This is a genomic window from Scytonema hankhaensis NUACC26 (genome assembly GCF_045865695.1).
Lineage (GTDB): Bacteria > Cyanobacteriota > Cyanobacteriia > Cyanobacteriales > Nostocaceae > Scytonema.
The window spans coordinates 52,725-68,591 of record NZ_BAACAP010000219.1 but is presented as its reverse complement, the minus strand read 5'-3'; the positions used below and the strand labels follow the sequence as shown (position 1 = coordinate 68,591).

The window sequence follows — 15,867 nt, the reverse complement described above, 5'->3', positions numbered from 1 at the left end:
CGAAGACTACTACAACAATTAAAGCAGTAAATACGAACAGTTAGATTATTTCTCTGCAACTAAGTCAACAGTTTTGAACTTTTCTTCTAGTAATGACAATCTTGCCAACCCTGGTAGGGCATTTAACTCTCGAAGCCTTGTGGAATTTAACCGGGAGCCCTCTTCTAAAGACCAGCATTTGGGTCCGAGCAAACTCATGTCTCCTTTAAGAACATTAAGTAGCTGTGGCAAACGATCTAATCCGTACTTAAGCATCCAACGTCCAAGGACTGTTACCTCAACTCCTTCGCGATCGCGTGCATCATCTTCAAATGCCTTCTGCTGTGTTGTAGTTGTACGAAATTTGAGAACTTTGAAGAGTTTGCCCCGTTCTCCAATATGCCATTGACTAGAAAAAATTGGGCCTTGAGAATGGAGGCGCATCAATGAAACTAAACCCAGAATCAAAGGCGCAAACGTAAGTAAGAATATCAAAGCCATCAGCCAATCACTCAAGCGTTTTAACAATCCAAAGAGTGAGTTAATCATGTTTGGCTGTTTATGAGTTGAAGGTATGCGAAGGAAAATAGGCTTGCCTGCTGCAAAGCTAGCATCTGCCCAAAATTTTAATCGGGCTTCACCTAACTTTGGGTCTATGCGGACTAAAGTTGCTGGAGTTCTCTTTAAACACTCTACAAGTAGTTGCTTTTTATGCAGTGAAGGCATAGGGGGTTGCTTAACTTGCCCCGGAGGCATCACTATTAACTGATTCCGCCGCCATTGAATCGTGCAGTACTGGGGAGGATTATCTTGTGGTTGCTGTTTCACGCTATAGTAATTTTGTATTACTGGTATTATTGATGTTGTCATATGTATTTCATCTCATAAGGTAGTAGACTGCCGACCCGATACTGAAAGCTATGTAATGCTGCAAGCGATCTTCATCTCATTTGCTTTAGGAACGTTCCACAGAGTGGACTTGTGGAACCATTCAACTATCTTTAATAACAACAGCACACCACAAGCCAGACTTTTTTGATGTACTAAATTCATTACTTACGATAGTATTTTCCTAGTAATTTTAAAGGTTCCACTCATTCACATGACGTGGCTTATCCGTGCGGATATTCGATCTCTAGGATATAAGACGCAGTAGAAATAACAGTTGCCCGTTCAAATTCTTTATTTACTCTTTATAGAGTTCCTGCGTTTTTCCTAGAATTATTAAGCTACTGTGAACGATTTTATGTAAATACTCATTTTCAGTCGTAATTTTAGCATAATGTTAGATTCACAATTCAAAAACACTTAATGATTACTACTAATTAAATAACACAAATTCCGTAAACATTCTTATATGCCAAAATTTTATATACTTGTCTAATTTTTATATATGTATAATTCAATCTTTAAATATGTGACGATGGATAGTTGACATTTCTCCCCTCTCCGTACTTGTTGAAGTATAAAAAATCTTTCAGGAAAGTAGGGAGTAGGGGAAAGAGTGTTGCTTTCATGCATGATGTATGGCAACAGCTATCCGTAGGATGCTCTTAAGTAACTTCAACATCACAAGACCTGATTTCTGAAAAACCAATCTTTTGAGTCCATATTTTTATTGAGCGGAAAATACTTAGGCTTAATTATCAAATTACAAAGAACTAATATGTGAAGAAAGCTACTTGTTTATTACTTTTATAAAAGATTATGTGTATTAACTAGCTGACTAATTTATGAAGAATACATTATCGATTTAGATAAGAGTAACTTTCTTCACATCTGGTGATGAAAAAACAAAGAATTTACAGGACGTTTGAGGAGATAAATTACTTTTTAAACGGTATTTTAAGTACAATCTTGTGTTTATGTTTAATCGTGGAAGGTATTTAAAGCATCTATCTATCGGCTTAAGTATTATGTAAGAGAATGTTTGAAAAAATTCTCTTATCAAAGGGAAAATGTTCCAAATACCCCCAAAACTCCCCTTATAAAGGCTACGGAAGTAGCGCTCTTCGATCGCTATAGATAGAGAATAATTGAGGCGACTGGAAGTCACGACTATACAAACAAAGTCCGCCTGCGCGGACTAACCTAAAAATAGGGTTTCAAATTTTATGAGCGCGAAAGTGATGGAAGAGCGGTAGGGTGGGCAGTGTCCACCACCCACTTATTGTTTCGTAGGGTGGGCACTGCTCACCATCCACTCCCACAAGGGAGGTGCAAGATGTTAGTAGGGCTATACCACACATTCTAATATTGGTGGGCTTTAGCCCTACCTACAAGTTGAGTGGAATTTTAGAGCGATCTGGGAGTATTTACCTTGGACAAGACAAACAAAAGCGGATGCGTTCGCACCCGCTCTTGAAATATTTTTTTATAGGAGCGCAACACCGAAGCGCCTAAACATCTTGAAAGGTTATTTCTCCATAGCTTGTTGGAGGGCAAACCGATGCTGTTGTGTTGTGTAAGGTATGTAAGCACTGCCAGAGTTAGACACGCCACTAGCAACAACTCCAAGGAGATTCAAGCGGCTGAGCATGGCTGTAGCTTGCGCCATTTGGGTACGTGTCACTTTACCAATGCTGGCTACCATAATTGCTCCACGGCAAGATGATGCTGTTAGTAGGGCATCTACTAAGCCAAGAACTGGGGTTGAGTCTACAAGTACCAAATCGTAGTTTTCCTCAAATGTTGCCATTAACTGCTGCATACGAGGAGAACTCAACAAATTAGCGGGATCGACTGGGGTGGGACCAGCAGTCAAGATATCAATGTAGGATGACCCAGAAGATTGAATGCTAATTTGATTGGGTAGGGAAACATCACTGGCGAGGAGAGTGGAAAGCCCCTGTTCGTTTGGAAGATTCAACTGTTTGTGCAGGGTTGGTTCGCGTAAGTTAGCGTCAATGAGCAAGACTCGCTTGTGTAGGCGGGCTGCACTCATGGCTAGACCTAATGCTAAAGCTGATTTACCGTCATCTGGTAAGGCTGCAGTTATCATTAGGGATTTGAACGAAGAAACTGAGTTCAACAGCTCGATGTTCTTGTAAATCAGGTCTAATGATTCCCAACGGGGTGAAGACTGCAATACTTGAATTGTCCAAGGTGCGGGTTCCTGTGGCTTGCCAAAGGGCAATTTGATAACAGAGTCTCTGGCTGCTTTTGCTGGTGGTAGTTTCGGTGTTGTTCCCAACAGTGGGAGGGCTACTTGCTTCTCCAATTCAGCAGTGGTGTGAACGGAATCATCAGCCGCTTCTCTTAAGAAAGCTGCAACACCACCTAACATCAATCCTACGACACCACCTAAGAGAAGATTTTGCTGGAGGTTGGGACCTAACTTTACACCCATTTTGGGTTTTTCGATGACTTCCCAGTTATATCCACCTTTATCAAGTTCTTGCTCTAGGACTTGTTCTGCTTTGTAGAGCTGCTGTAACTTATCCCGGTTAAGTTGTACTTGAGGCTCTAGGCGATTGTACTCAGCTAACACCCGTGGAAAGCGTTTGAGTTCGTTACGTAATTGATCTTCTTTCTTTGCTAAAACGCGATCGCGAGCCACATAAGCTAGCAAATCTGTTCTTGTTTTGAGCAACTCTGATGAAAGGTTGATATCAATTGCACCTTTTTGTCCTTGCTCCAAAAGACCTTGAGTTTCAGGTTTTGCATCTACACCTAAAGTCCGCTTTTGCTCTTGTTGTAACAACGTCTTCTGGCTTTGAAGTTGTTCTACAAGTTTTTGTACGCTAGGTGCTTGATCTGTAAAACGAAGGCGTTCTTGTGCTAGAAGCAATTCTGTTTTCTGGATTTCGTTGAGCAATCCTTGATAACGAGTCGATTGACTCAGACGCGCTTCAGCAATGGCAGTTTCTGGAGTTGTTTGTAGTTGTTGAAGTAAGTTTTTGTAACGAGCTTCTGCTTCTTGATACTCAGCACGAGTTTTACCTCGTTCTTGCTGAATTCTGGTTAGTTCATCTTCTGTGGATTTTGCCTGTGTCTCTGGGTTAATTATATTTTCACTTCTACGAAAGCGTTGTAGATTCGTCTCTGCTGTTGCAACATCGCCACTAACTTTTCTAATTTGCTCTCTGATGACTTTCAGACCTCTTCTGATACGTTCGTCTTGCTGTCTGATATTGTAATCCAGATAAACTTGCCGCATCGTCTCCAAGACTTTGTATGATTTATCGGGAGCGGTACTGGTGTAGTCTACTTGGAATATTTTAGTTGCGACGTTATCTTCTTTTCCTTTGACTTGTTCCAAAGCCAAGGAGCTTTTTAATTCGGCAACAGTTATCTCAGGATACTCTGGCTTTAGCTTGTTCGCTGCTTTTTCTATCAGTTCAGAACTTTTCATTAAGTTCAACTGAGTTGCAGTGTCTATTACAATGTTGGGATCTGTGTACTGATTATCAACTGAATCACCTGCTTCTTGTTTGCCCTGGTAATTAGGTTCTATCAGAAGCTGCATTGAGCTTCCGTAAGTATCTGGTGTTCTTTTTGTTACCAAGCCCGCAATGGCAAGAGATGCCACAAATACTGCTAAAAACCAGGGGAATCTGCGTACTAAAACTGCTAACAGTTGTCCGTAACCCGGTTCTGACTCAGTAACTGGATTTACATATGGACCTAGACTGCTTTGAACCACGTTTATTATCCCTCAGCTAATTAAATTAAATGAATAGTTACTTTACTGCACAAGTTTGGTCTATAACTTGCTCGACTTTACTAAAGAAAGCCTCTTCTGAGAAATGAGCGATCGCATGATTACGAATGTTCCCGTAATCCCAATAGATATCCCTGGCTTCTAGTAGTGCAGTTTGTAGCGAATCCGGTGTTTGCCTCTTGAAAAAGACCCCTGTTTTACCAGGAATCTGGGTGTCCAATACGCCACCAGCGCCAAACGCGATGACTGGCGTTCCACTGGCATTTGCCTCTACTGGCACTAATCCATAATCTTCTAGGGCTGCCACTATAACAGACCTAGCTTTAGAAAACAACTGGGTGCGTTCGGCATCGGAAACGTGTCCTACAAATTCCACATTGCCTAATGCTTTAGACTCTAACCTTTCTCTTTCCGGACCATTTCCCGATATAAGCAACCGCCACCCCAACCAGTTAAAGGCTTCGACTATTATATCAAGTCGTTTGTAACCAATCATGCGAGCCGAGGCAAGATAAAAGTCTTCTTTTGTATCTGAAAAAACAAATCTTTTTGTATCAATAGGATAATTGATAACGATTGCTTTTTTACCGTAGATATTTTTTATGCGACGCGCAACAACGCTGGAGTTAGCGATGTAAAGGTCTGGCTCCTGTGCGTAGCTTAAGTCTACTTTTCTCATCATCTCAAAAACTTGTTCGATGAGAGGAGCGAAATACCGATAGTCTCCGTACTCCCGCAGATAAGTTTCTGTATCCCATAAAAAACGGGTGACGTTGTGACAGAAGCAAATGTGGCGAGCTGTTGGCTTCTTCCGCACCGCTTTTGCAAAACTGGTACTGCTACTGATAATTAGATCGTACTCTTGTAAGTCTAATGCACGGAAAGCAGAAAAATAAAATGGTGCCATCAATCGAAAATACTTTGTAGCACCTGGTATATTTTGCAAGAAGGTGGTACTAACAGCACGATCGCCCAGATCGATAGTCTCCTTGGGATCGTACAAAGAAGTATAAACATCTGCTTCAGGGTAGCGCTTGCACAGCAATTCAAAAACGCGCTCTGCCCCGCCTTTTTGAGTTAGATAATCATGAACTAGGGCAATTTTCATACTAAACCTGGTGGATTTACTCTATCACAAATTTATATAGAAAATAGGGATTGGGGTTAGAGATCGGAAATCACCGATGGAAAGTTTATGACGACTGTAATTGAACGCCGCACCCTCGTTTTAACAGTTTGTAGACTGTTTGGCAATCTACTTTATTCTCCTACTGATTTTTAAGATACTAAAAATTTATTTTCCTATGATTAACTTTTAATAAATATTTTGTAAGGGGATTAGGGATTGGGGGTTAGGGATTGGGGATTAGTTATCACCCCTGCACCTTTGCACCTCTGCTCCCCTCTTCCTTGTCGCCAGTCCCCAGCCCCCAGTCCCTAGACAGTTGCTAGGGTTTTGAAGAAATAAGCATTTTGTTCGGCACGTAGCTTATCGCACAGTCTGCCTGAAGGTAGTTCAACATCGTCATATGTCAGAACTTGGTCTTTGGCAATATCTCGCTTGAGACGACACCCTTCTGCTAAACCTATTGGCAAGAAGTTTTGTTCTTGAACGATGTTGGAATTCTCACATTGACCATAGGTCATGTAATAACCAATACCATCCAAAGTTTCTCCTGCTTTCAGGTCAATTTTGGCAGTTGTCACAACGTCTACTAATGGAGCACCTAGAGGGCTTAACACGTAGTCTTGGAAAAGAACAACGCGAGCTACTGACAGTGGTACTTCAAAGTGACAGAGGTGATATGGAGTGTAGAAGCTGTAAAGGGGACCTTCGCCTAACTTATAGAGATTGAGGTAGTGACACTGCTTTGGATCGTCATGAGTTCCGAAGACAAAGACTCCCGGACCTGGTTTTGCACCCACAACGTAATCTACAATGCCGCCCAGTTCTTTCAGTTGTTCGACATCGTACATCCCGGTCATTTCATCTACATGACCCTTAAAGTCATATCCCAACATACCTCGCTTGGCAACTTTCATCCCTGTAGCGTTGGCTACGATCGCTTGTTCAAAGGAGATTTTTGTCCCATCTGCAAAGCTGGTTACCATATGGGCTTTTTGACCCCAACGTTCGGCAAATGCTTTTTGAGTCGTAGGGTTGCGATATGGGTCTTGTAAGCCTTTAATATTACCACACAATAATGGAGTTAAACCAATACTTTTTACAAAACGATAGAGATTCATTTGTACCCCAGGTTGGTCGCCGTCACAAGCTGTGAGGATGACGCCTGCTTTGTCTGCATAAACTTTAAGGATAGAACCAATAGTGCCATCTAATTCAGCGTTCATCATAATGACGTGCTTGTGATGAGCTATTGCCTCCATCACAACATGAGCGCCAAATTCCACTGCGCCTGTCACCTCAATCAATGCGTCAATCCCTTCAGCACGGCACAGCAACATCGCATCTTCAGTGACTGCATATCCATCATTTGCGATCGCGTTTTCTAATTCGCCAACAGAGGAAACAACTCGATAATTCTCAATTCCGGCTTCCGAATATGCACGTTTAGCAGCATCAACATTGCGATTGGCAATAGCAACCAGTTTCATTCCGGGTACAGAATTTGCGATTTGATTGGCAATTCCCCGACCCATAAAGCCTGCTCCAATCATACCGACTTTGATAGGATTACCAGCTTCTGCACGGGCTTGTAAGGCGCGATCTACAATAATCATTTGTTCCTCTGGTGTTAGTTGTGTAGGATAGGCGTCTCGCCTGTCATCGTTAGTTGATAGTTGTTAGTTGATAGTTGTTAGTTGCGAATAACCACTAACGACTAACCACTAACCCTTAGCCATTAATTAAACACTTCCGCCAACAGTCATCATTGACATTAACGGCCAGTTTTTATCTTTGTCAGAAATGACGGTGACTTCCATAGGCCATTGAATATTGAAAAATGGATCGTCGTAGCGCAAACCACGCTCGTAGCCCGGAGTGTAAAACTCACCGACTTGATAAACAACCTCAGCCCCATCTGTCAGTGCTTGATAACCATGGGCAAACATTTCTGGCACGTACAAGGCGCGGCGGTTTTCGGCAGTGAGTTCTACTCCAATATGTTGGAGGTAGGTTGGCGATTCAGGACGCATATCTATAATTACGTCATATATAGCCCCACTTATGCAGCGAATTAATTTTGTTTCTGCTGCAGGTAGAAGTTGATAGTGCATTCCCCGCAATGTGCCTTTTTTGTGGTTGAAAGACAGGTTGCATTGGGCGACTGTTGGCTTTAAACCATGTGCTTCAAATTCTTGAGCGCAGAAAGTCCGAGCAAAAAAACCTCTTTGGTCGGGCTTTTGGTCTAAATCGATGATGTATGCATCTTGAAGTTCTGTTTTCGTAAAAATCATGGGTATCCTCACTTTGTACTGTAACTACACAAGCTAGTCAAACAATTTCTGAAACCGAGCAGATACTTAAAAACTTGTGCTATATCCTTTATGTTGATACTGCTCGATTTGTGGATGAAATTACGTGATGATTTTTATTTTTTGAGTCAAGCTAGAAACCATCAAATAAACTTCTTCTTAGTTTTACACTATTAGGGCGACAAAACGAATTGCCACGCTGACTTCCCTACTAAAGCAAGATAAGGGATAATTATTTTCATTGCCAGTACGGGCCATCTTCTCAAAGCACCAAAGAAAACTTTCCAATTGTTTTTAAAGAAATGCTTTAAAACTAACTTTCGGCAAAACTTTCTTGAGTAACCAATCTCAATCAGTTTCACATAAAGTTTAGGCAAGTCAGTGTATTGCATTTTCAGCAATGTTTTTGGCTCGCGCATCCAATAACTTGAACCAAAAGCACTTTCTACATAGGTTTCTTTGGAAACCTTAGCACTACCACAAGCAGCACAAAAAGCAGTCCAGTAAACTTGTGCTTCCATATTACCTAACCCAGATGACCAATTGCGGATAGCAACCTGAGCGTCTTTTGTTCGGTATATCTGAGCAGTCATAAATCCCACGCCAGAGTGGTTTTCCTGCAAACAACGTTCAAAGACTGCTTTACCGTCTTCAGAAATTTCTTCATCCTTAACATCAAAGCAGCGTTGATAGATGAGATCGCCTGTTGATTCGTAACGGCAGGAGAAATTAAGAATAAATAATGATAAATCAGAGTGTTTTTGGAGATTGGTTACGACATAACTCAAAGTTCTTTCTTGGATGGGGTCGTCATCGCCAATTGTCCATATGTATTTGCTTGTTGCTGCATTGATACAATAAGCAATATTCTTCATGACACCAATATTTTCACTATTTCTATTCGCTTGAAATGTTACATTTTGAAAATATTGTTGCCATTTCTTAATGACTTCTTGGGTATGGTCTGTTGAGCAGTTATCAGATATAATAATTTCGCATTCTTGCTCGTAACCTTTAATGGATTTAGATAACCAAGTGAGTTGTTTATCTAGTAAATTGGCGCGGTTATAGGTGGGAATAGCAATGGTAAGTAATTTGTTCATCTCAATTTCAAAGCTGAATGAAATCAGCTGTTATAGGGTAGTGAAAAATCAATATTAAGGTAAGCTTCTCGTTTAATAGACGAGATGTTGTGCGATTAATAGTGGTATTGCACTCCCTGTTCGCCGTCAATTTTCTTCTCTCGTGTAATTTTGTATTGAAGAATTCCAAATCAATATATTTGATTTGGAACTCCTTGTAGCTTACACTTGCTACTGTATCGCTGACTACTTTCTAACCCAGAAGAAATCTTTATCAATTTGCTGGGTACGAATGAGATATTCCAGCTGTTTCAAGCGAGTAAAGCCTCGAGAAGTGAAAGTTTCTTCACTCAGATCAATTTGAGAGAAGACTTCATACAACTGTTGTGCGCCCCGCTTGGCATCCCAATCACATTTAAAGCCAGGTAGAACGGTGTTAATTTTTTCAAAAGAAACTCGGTAGCTGCGGTTATCTGCACCTTGAGTCCCAAAACTAAGTTGACACCCAGGGAAAACTCCAGCAACAATTTCAGCAATTTCTTTAACGCGGTAGTTGTTGGCTGTATCGCCTACGTTAAAGATTTGATTGTGTACGATGTCACGAGGTGCTTCTAGGGCGCAAACAATAGCTTTGCAAATATCTAAAGCATGAACGAGTGGACGCCAAGGCGTACCGTCACTCGTCATCTTGATTTCTTTAGTAGTCCAAGCTAAACCTGACAGGTTGTTCAACACGATATCGAAGCGCATTCTGGGAGATGCACCAAAAGCGGTAGCATTTCTCATAAAAGTAGGCGAGAAATCATCGTCAGCTAAAGGCTGCACATCTCTTTCTACTAAAGTCTTACACTCCGCGTAAGCTGTTTGAGGATTGACGGGTGATTCTTCTGTAACATCGCCCTCAGTGGCTACGCCGTAGACGCTGCAGGAAGACATATAAACGAAGCGACGCACGCCTGCTTCTTTTGCCAACTTGGCAAGACGAACGGAACCTTTATGGTTAATTTCATAGGTGATATGCGGTGCCAATTGTCCGGTAGGATCGTTGGACAGTTCTGCCATATGAACAATTGCATCTACACCTTGGAGATCTTCAATAGAGATATCGCGAATATCTTTGTTGAGAGTCTTGGCTGTTACTTGAGTCCCGTTATACAACCAACCTGCTTTATAATAGCCTGTGTCTACACCAAGAACTTCGTGTCCTTTTTCTAGAAGGAGGGGTGGTAATAAGCAACCAAGATAACCTTCAGTACCAGTAACTAAAACTTTCATTGTTTGAAATTCCTATGAGTTGATGTGTTCCTAATAATTTTTGGAGTATTGACTACTGCGTACTTTTGCACCGTATGTACGCACAGTAACATATTATTTTTAAAGTTTTGCAGTAGTCAGTGATGATGCTTTCATAAACTTTTTTGAGGACTCTCCGTACATAGACCTCAATTTGCCCATGCTTGTTTGTATTCGTACTTCTGAAAAAAGCACGGGCAAAATTTAACTAATTGACTGAACTAACTACTGGTTGCAAATGAGATTGTTCGGGAATTTGTGCGACAATGTATTTGCCAATTTCAATGGAAGATGTTGCCGCTGGAGAAGGCGCATTGCAAACATGAACGGAGTTTTCGCCTCGAACAACTAAGAAGTCGTCTACGAGTTTGCCGTCGTTCATAAGTGCTTGAGCGCGAACTCCTGCATGAGTTGGTACTAAATCTTCCGATTTGACTTCGGGAATTAGTTTTTGCAAACTTTTTGTAAATACTGCTTTGCTAAAGGAACGGATGATTTCCTTCATTCCTTCATCTGCATACTTGGCAGCTAGTTTCCAGAAAGCGGGATAAGTCATGACTTCGGCAAAATCTCTCAAATCGAAGTCAGTTTTGTGATATCCTTCGCGTTTGAGGCTGAGAACTGCATTGGGACCTGCATGGACGGTGCCATCAATCATGCGGGTAAAATGGACTCCTAGGAAGGGAAAATCTGGATTGGGAACCGGATAGATTAGACCTTTGACTAGGGAACGCTTTTCTGGTGTCAGTTCGTAATACTCTCCCCGGAAAGGTACGATTTTTGCTTGTGGATCGACTTTGCCCATCTTCGCAACGCGATCGCTCTGTAATCCAGCACAGTTAATAACAAAGCGAGTTACAAAGCTGCCTGTGTTCGTTTCTAATACTTGATGGTTGCCACTCTTAACGATGCGTTCCACCTTTGTATTGAGGCGCAGATCTCCTCCTTGCTGTCTAATAATTTCAGCATATTTGAAACAAACCTGCTTATAACTCACGATTCCAGTGGAAGAAACAAAGATTCCTCCAACACTCTTCACGTGAGGTTCGTATTCTTTGACTTCTTCAGCAGTAATTCTTCTAACATCTATCCCGTTTTCCAAACCTCTTTGGTAGAGATTTTCCAAACGAGGCAATTCCTCTTTATCTGTCGCTACAATGACCTTACCGCAAACTTCGTAATCAATGCCATGCTCTTGGCAAAATTCCACCATCGTGCGGCAACCGTCATGGCAAAATTTTGCTTTAAAGCTACCTGGTTTGTAATAAATACCAGAGTGAATCACACCGCTATTGTTACCAGTTTGATGAAACGCCCATTGGCTTTCTTTTTCTAAAACAAGAATGCGTGCGTTAGGGTAGCGCTTGCCTAAAGCCATTCCGGTGGAAAGACCAACGATTCCCCCACCTATAATTGCAAAATCATACATATACAATTGCCACAGGAAACTAGATGAATTATGAATTATGAATTATGAATTATGAAGACTTGCAAAAATTCATAATTCACTAAGCGTGTAGGTGAGAAAACCCAAACTATATAACCGCATTAAAATCTTGGCTTTTGACAAATGACTTTTGACAAATGACAAATGACGATCCTAACTAGTTAGCTTTATTTGCAACGACCTACTTCTTTTCCTACCAAACCTTCCAAGGAGCTTTGTTTTTTTGCCACAAATCCTCAAGATAATTTTTATCTCTTAAGGTATCCATTGGTTGCCAGAAACCATGATGTTTATAAGCAGAAAGTTGTTCCATATCTGCTAATTTTTCTAGTGGCACTTGTTCCCAAACAGTAGAATCATCGGCAATTAAATTAATGACTTCGGGTTCGAGTACAAAAAATCCACCGTTAATCCAGGCTCCATCACCTTCTGGCTTTTCCCGGAAACTGGTAATTTTAGTTTGTTCGTGTGCCAAAACAATAGCACCGAAACGTCCTGGTGGTTGGACGGCTGTCATTGTGGCTAATGTCTTTTGCTCTCTATGAAAATTCAACGCTTCTGTAATGTTGACATCACTTACACCGTCGCCATAGGTAAAGCAAAAAGTTTCGCTGCCAATATGTTCTCTCACCCGTCTTAAGCGTCCGCCTGTCATTGTGGAGTCACCCGTGTCTACTAGGGTAACTCGCCAGGGTTCTGCATTACCAGCATGCACGTTCATCTGGTTAAATCGCATATCAAAGGTTACGTCTGACATATGTAAGAAGTAGTTGGCAAAATACTCCTTAATGACATAACCTTTGTAACCACAGCAAATGATAAACTCGTTAATGCCATGAGCGGAGTAAGTCTTCATGATGTGCCATAAAATGGGCTTACCACCAATCTCCACCATTGGCTTTGGTCTGACACTTGTTTCTTCACTCAGACGGGTACCAAGTCCTCCAGCCAAAATTACTGCTTTCATAAAACCTCGTGAAAAGTGTGGAAACCACGTGGCTTTAGCCCGTGGAGGAAACACGACGAAAGCCCTTTCAAGGGCAGTCTTACTCCATTACCGCCTTGGGGGTACTTAATGCCGGGTAGTTTTGCTTTTCTACTTTCACTTGGGCAATTACAAGTTAACATCTTTCACCCTGTACGCATAATGGTTTGCTCAAATGAGCCTTCCCTTTCGGGAGTAATGTTAGCCTCGCCAAGGTTATTGGTCGGTACTTTCCAAGCAACACTGGCTTACCCCTTGTAAGCCTGTTTAATCACTCGGTTCCAGGGCTACAGACTGGCTACGCATCTGTAGGTGAGACTTTAACTCTTGCCAATAACGTAGTCAGTTAAGACTTAGGCTGGTCAGCTAACTAAAATTCCGAGGCATGAAGCCCCGTTACTTTAGTACGGGGTGCTGACGGAGTTATCTCTTAAGTTTCAGGTAGATGATTTCTTTAACTTATTGAACGTAATAGAGAAAAGGTTTTCCAAATTCTCAGTATATAATCTAACTGTAATTTTACTCAAAAGTGTAAAGGCAATATAAATAAACTTCTTGTTCGTGTAAAAAAACGAAAAAGTTTTTTCACCACCTGAAATGTATGTCGAGGATATAAAATTTACTTTATCTTCTGTCTGTTCTCAAAACTACATAACTTCCTCGGAGATGAAGGATAAAGGATAAGAAATTTACTCTGCATTCTTTATTTCACAACGGATACAAACCTTGAAAGAAATTTATAACCATTACTCGCTCCTTTACCCTTTATCTTTATTTCTTATTCCGATCGCTTGAGGATTGCAAGAAAGTGTCACATTTGTTTTCTACAACAACACAAATGCTGCTAAGGGCTTGTTGATAATTATCCATATCTTCTTGTTCGAGAGCCATTTTTGCAGCTGTTTGCAAATCCTCAACAGCTTGCTTGTGGTATTGGCTGGAGACTCCGCCACCATATTGTGCAAGTTCATAGCGAACAATACCCCGCTTTAAATACACTTTTGAAAGCTTGGGATTGATACGCAAGGCTTGGTTAAAATCTTCGATCGCTTGTTTGTACTCTTTCTCAAAATCACTGCTATACTGAGCGATTTGATAGCGAACGACACCCCGTTGGAAAAGAGGTTCCGATCTATCTGAACTTAACTCAAGTGCTTTATTAAAGTCCCCAATTGCTCTGTTGTAATCTTGTTGAGAATCTCCACTATACTTAGCTATTTGAGCGCGAACTATACCCCTTCTTACGTATGCTTCGACTTCGCCCGGATTGAGACGTAAAGCTGAGTTGTAATCTAAGATTGCCAAGTTATATTCGCGGTCGGGATCGCTGCTATACTCTGCAAGTAGAAAGCGGGAATTTCCCCGATTTACGTAAGCTTTGACTTCTTGAGGATTGATACTCAAAGCTTGATTGTAGTCTGCCAGAGCCGATTCATACTCTTTAATATTGTAGTGAGCGTTACCGCGATTCACGTAAGCTTTGGCGTATTTTGGATTCTTTTCAAGAGCTTGAGAGAACTTTTCAATAGCTTTCTCGTAATCGCGTACTTTGTAAGAGGCATGCCCTTGCTTGTAAAATTCCGCAAAATTTTGCGAGTCGATACCCTTTCTCTGGTTAACAGAAACTAGATTTGGCTGCGTGTAGGAGGCGGTTTGGGCTGCAAAGGGGCGATTTGTAAATTTAATCACTAAATCTAAATATCCCAGTAACCCAAAACCTAATAAGCAAAAAATAACCGGGTAGTATCTCCGTTTTTTGGGAGGGGTGTAGTAAGGTATATTTTGACCAAAGACGGGTGAGGGATTGCGAGGATTAACGCGATTAAATGCAGCGACTGGTTGGGGTACGCGAGGGGGTTGAGTGTGACGTTTTTTCGCTTTTGGTTGCGGTTTGAGGTGTTCTTTATTGGCTATTGCTCTATGAGATGGGAAAGGATCGCGTCCTCCCAAACGCAAAGCACGTTCGCACCAAGGGCATTTTTCGAGATGATTGCTGTAGCGGTGTTGGGGGTTTATAGTACAAGTCAAGAGGGAATTTTCTGCTTCAGCCAGTGCGAGCAACCAATTTTGAGCGCTGGGGCGAAGCAGTGGGTTAGAATGTCCATCTTCAAAACAGCGTAGGAAGAGTTCTTGCAAGCGAGGATGGAGAATTTCCCAGGGTGGGGCGATAGGAGTTGTAACGTAAGGAACCCGTCGCTTTTGACTGTAGGTAAAATGTCCGGCGGCAATTCGGGCTTCATATGGTGGCGGTTCCCCCATTCCTTGGAAAATTCCTGAGAATGGGTGAGTTCCTTCCATTAATAGTTGGAATATGAGTACTGACAACCCAAACAAATCGTGAGCAAAAACGCGATCGCATTCTGCAAAAGTTTTGTTTTGTAGTTCTGGTGGGGTAAATTCCGGTTTTCCTACAGGACAACGGTAGACAATTTCTTTTTGTATGTCTCTTACCTGGAACGAATCTGTGTCTACTATCGTCACTAAGGCTGTATCGCCAACCAGAATATTTGATTCGTTAACATCCCCAACACAGTACCCTGAAGCGTGTAAGGATGCAAAAGCTGCTGCTAAGTTACGAGCAGTACGGATGAGGTATTGGTAATTAAATAAAGGGCAATGTTGGCGGCGAGTTCTAGGATTGTAGAAATCAATAATAGGACGCATACCCCGAATGCGAGGCATGAGAAACCCAATGACGTTATTTTTTCCATCTGACGAACGGAGTAACTCTACAGGCCAAGCAATAGAGATATGCCCCAAACTAGCAGTCGGGTTTTCTGGCGGATGGGCAATCATCACCTCTAGTTTGCGACTTTGTGTGGGAGATGGCTTGTGATAGACTTTCGCTACCAATTCGCTATCTGTTGGTATTGTATAAATACAAGCTTCTCCACCTTGCCCTAGAGCAACGCTGAGGTTAATGTTACTAGGTTTTTGATTGGGAAGATAACGTAGTACCTGCATGATATATTTATTCTTA

General features: G+C 41.6%; 10 protein-coding genes. All 10 read right to left on the bottom strand.

Going from position 1 to position 15,867, the window contains the following annotated elements:
- Positions 1-45 precede the first annotated feature (45 nt).
- The 10 genes from hepC to ACKTT2_RS30025 all read right to left on the bottom strand — a co-directional run bounded on the left by hepC (position 46) and on the right by ACKTT2_RS30025 (position 15,851).
- Positions 46-849: a heterocyst development glycosyltransferase HepC gene (gene hepC / locus ACKTT2_RS30070; RefSeq protein ID WP_407893600.1), complete on the bottom strand. Its 804-nt coding sequence runs from the start codon at positions 847-849 to the stop codon at positions 46-48.
- A gap of 1,546 nt (positions 850-2,395) precedes the next feature.
- Positions 2,396-4,624, bottom strand: a complete 2,229-nt coding sequence (locus ACKTT2_RS30065) for a GumC family protein (protein WP_407893598.1) — start codon at positions 4,622-4,624, stop codon at positions 2,396-2,398.
- Positions 4,625-4,661: 37 nt separating this feature from the next.
- Positions 4,662-5,750 carry a glycosyltransferase gene (locus ACKTT2_RS30060; RefSeq protein ID WP_407893596.1) on the bottom strand — a complete coding sequence of 363 codons (1,089 nt, stop codon included), beginning with the start codon at positions 5,748-5,750 and terminating at the stop codon, positions 4,662-4,664.
- A gap of 329 nt (positions 5,751-6,079) precedes the next feature.
- A complete protein-coding gene (locus ACKTT2_RS30055; protein ID WP_407893594.1) occupies positions 6,080-7,384 on the bottom strand; it encodes an NAD(P)H-dependent oxidoreductase in 1,305 nt (434 codons plus the stop codon).
- A gap of 126 nt (positions 7,385-7,510) precedes the next feature.
- On the bottom strand, positions 7,511-8,062 hold the full coding sequence (rfbC, locus tag ACKTT2_RS30050) for a dTDP-4-dehydrorhamnose 3,5-epimerase (protein WP_407893592.1): 552 nt from the start codon (positions 8,060-8,062) through the stop codon (positions 7,511-7,513).
- Between the two features lie 191 nt (positions 8,063-8,253).
- The gene (locus tag ACKTT2_RS30045) at positions 8,254-9,183 is read right to left on the bottom strand and encodes a glycosyltransferase family 2 protein (RefSeq protein WP_407893590.1); all 930 of its coding nucleotides are present in this window, start codon (positions 9,181-9,183) and stop codon (positions 8,254-8,256) included.
- 225 nt (positions 9,184-9,408) lie between these two features.
- Positions 9,409-10,437, bottom strand: coding sequence for an NAD-dependent epimerase/dehydratase family protein (locus tag ACKTT2_RS30040; protein WP_407893588.1), 1,029 nt, complete (start codon positions 10,435-10,437; stop codon positions 9,409-9,411).
- 226 nt (positions 10,438-10,663) lie between these two features.
- Positions 10,664-11,884, bottom strand: coding sequence for an L-2-hydroxyglutarate dehydrogenase (gene lhgD / locus ACKTT2_RS30035; RefSeq protein ID WP_407893586.1), 1,221 nt, complete (start codon positions 11,882-11,884; stop codon positions 10,664-10,666).
- 211 nt (positions 11,885-12,095) lie between these two features.
- Entirely contained in the window at positions 12,096-12,869 is a 774-nt protein-coding gene (gene rfbF, locus ACKTT2_RS30030; RefSeq protein ID WP_407893584.1) for a glucose-1-phosphate cytidylyltransferase, read from the bottom strand.
- A gap of 789 nt (positions 12,870-13,658) precedes the next feature.
- Positions 13,659-15,851, bottom strand: a complete 2,193-nt coding sequence (locus ACKTT2_RS30025) for a tetratricopeptide repeat protein (protein ID WP_407893581.1) — start codon at positions 15,849-15,851, stop codon at positions 13,659-13,661.
- Positions 15,852-15,867 lie beyond the last annotated feature (16 nt).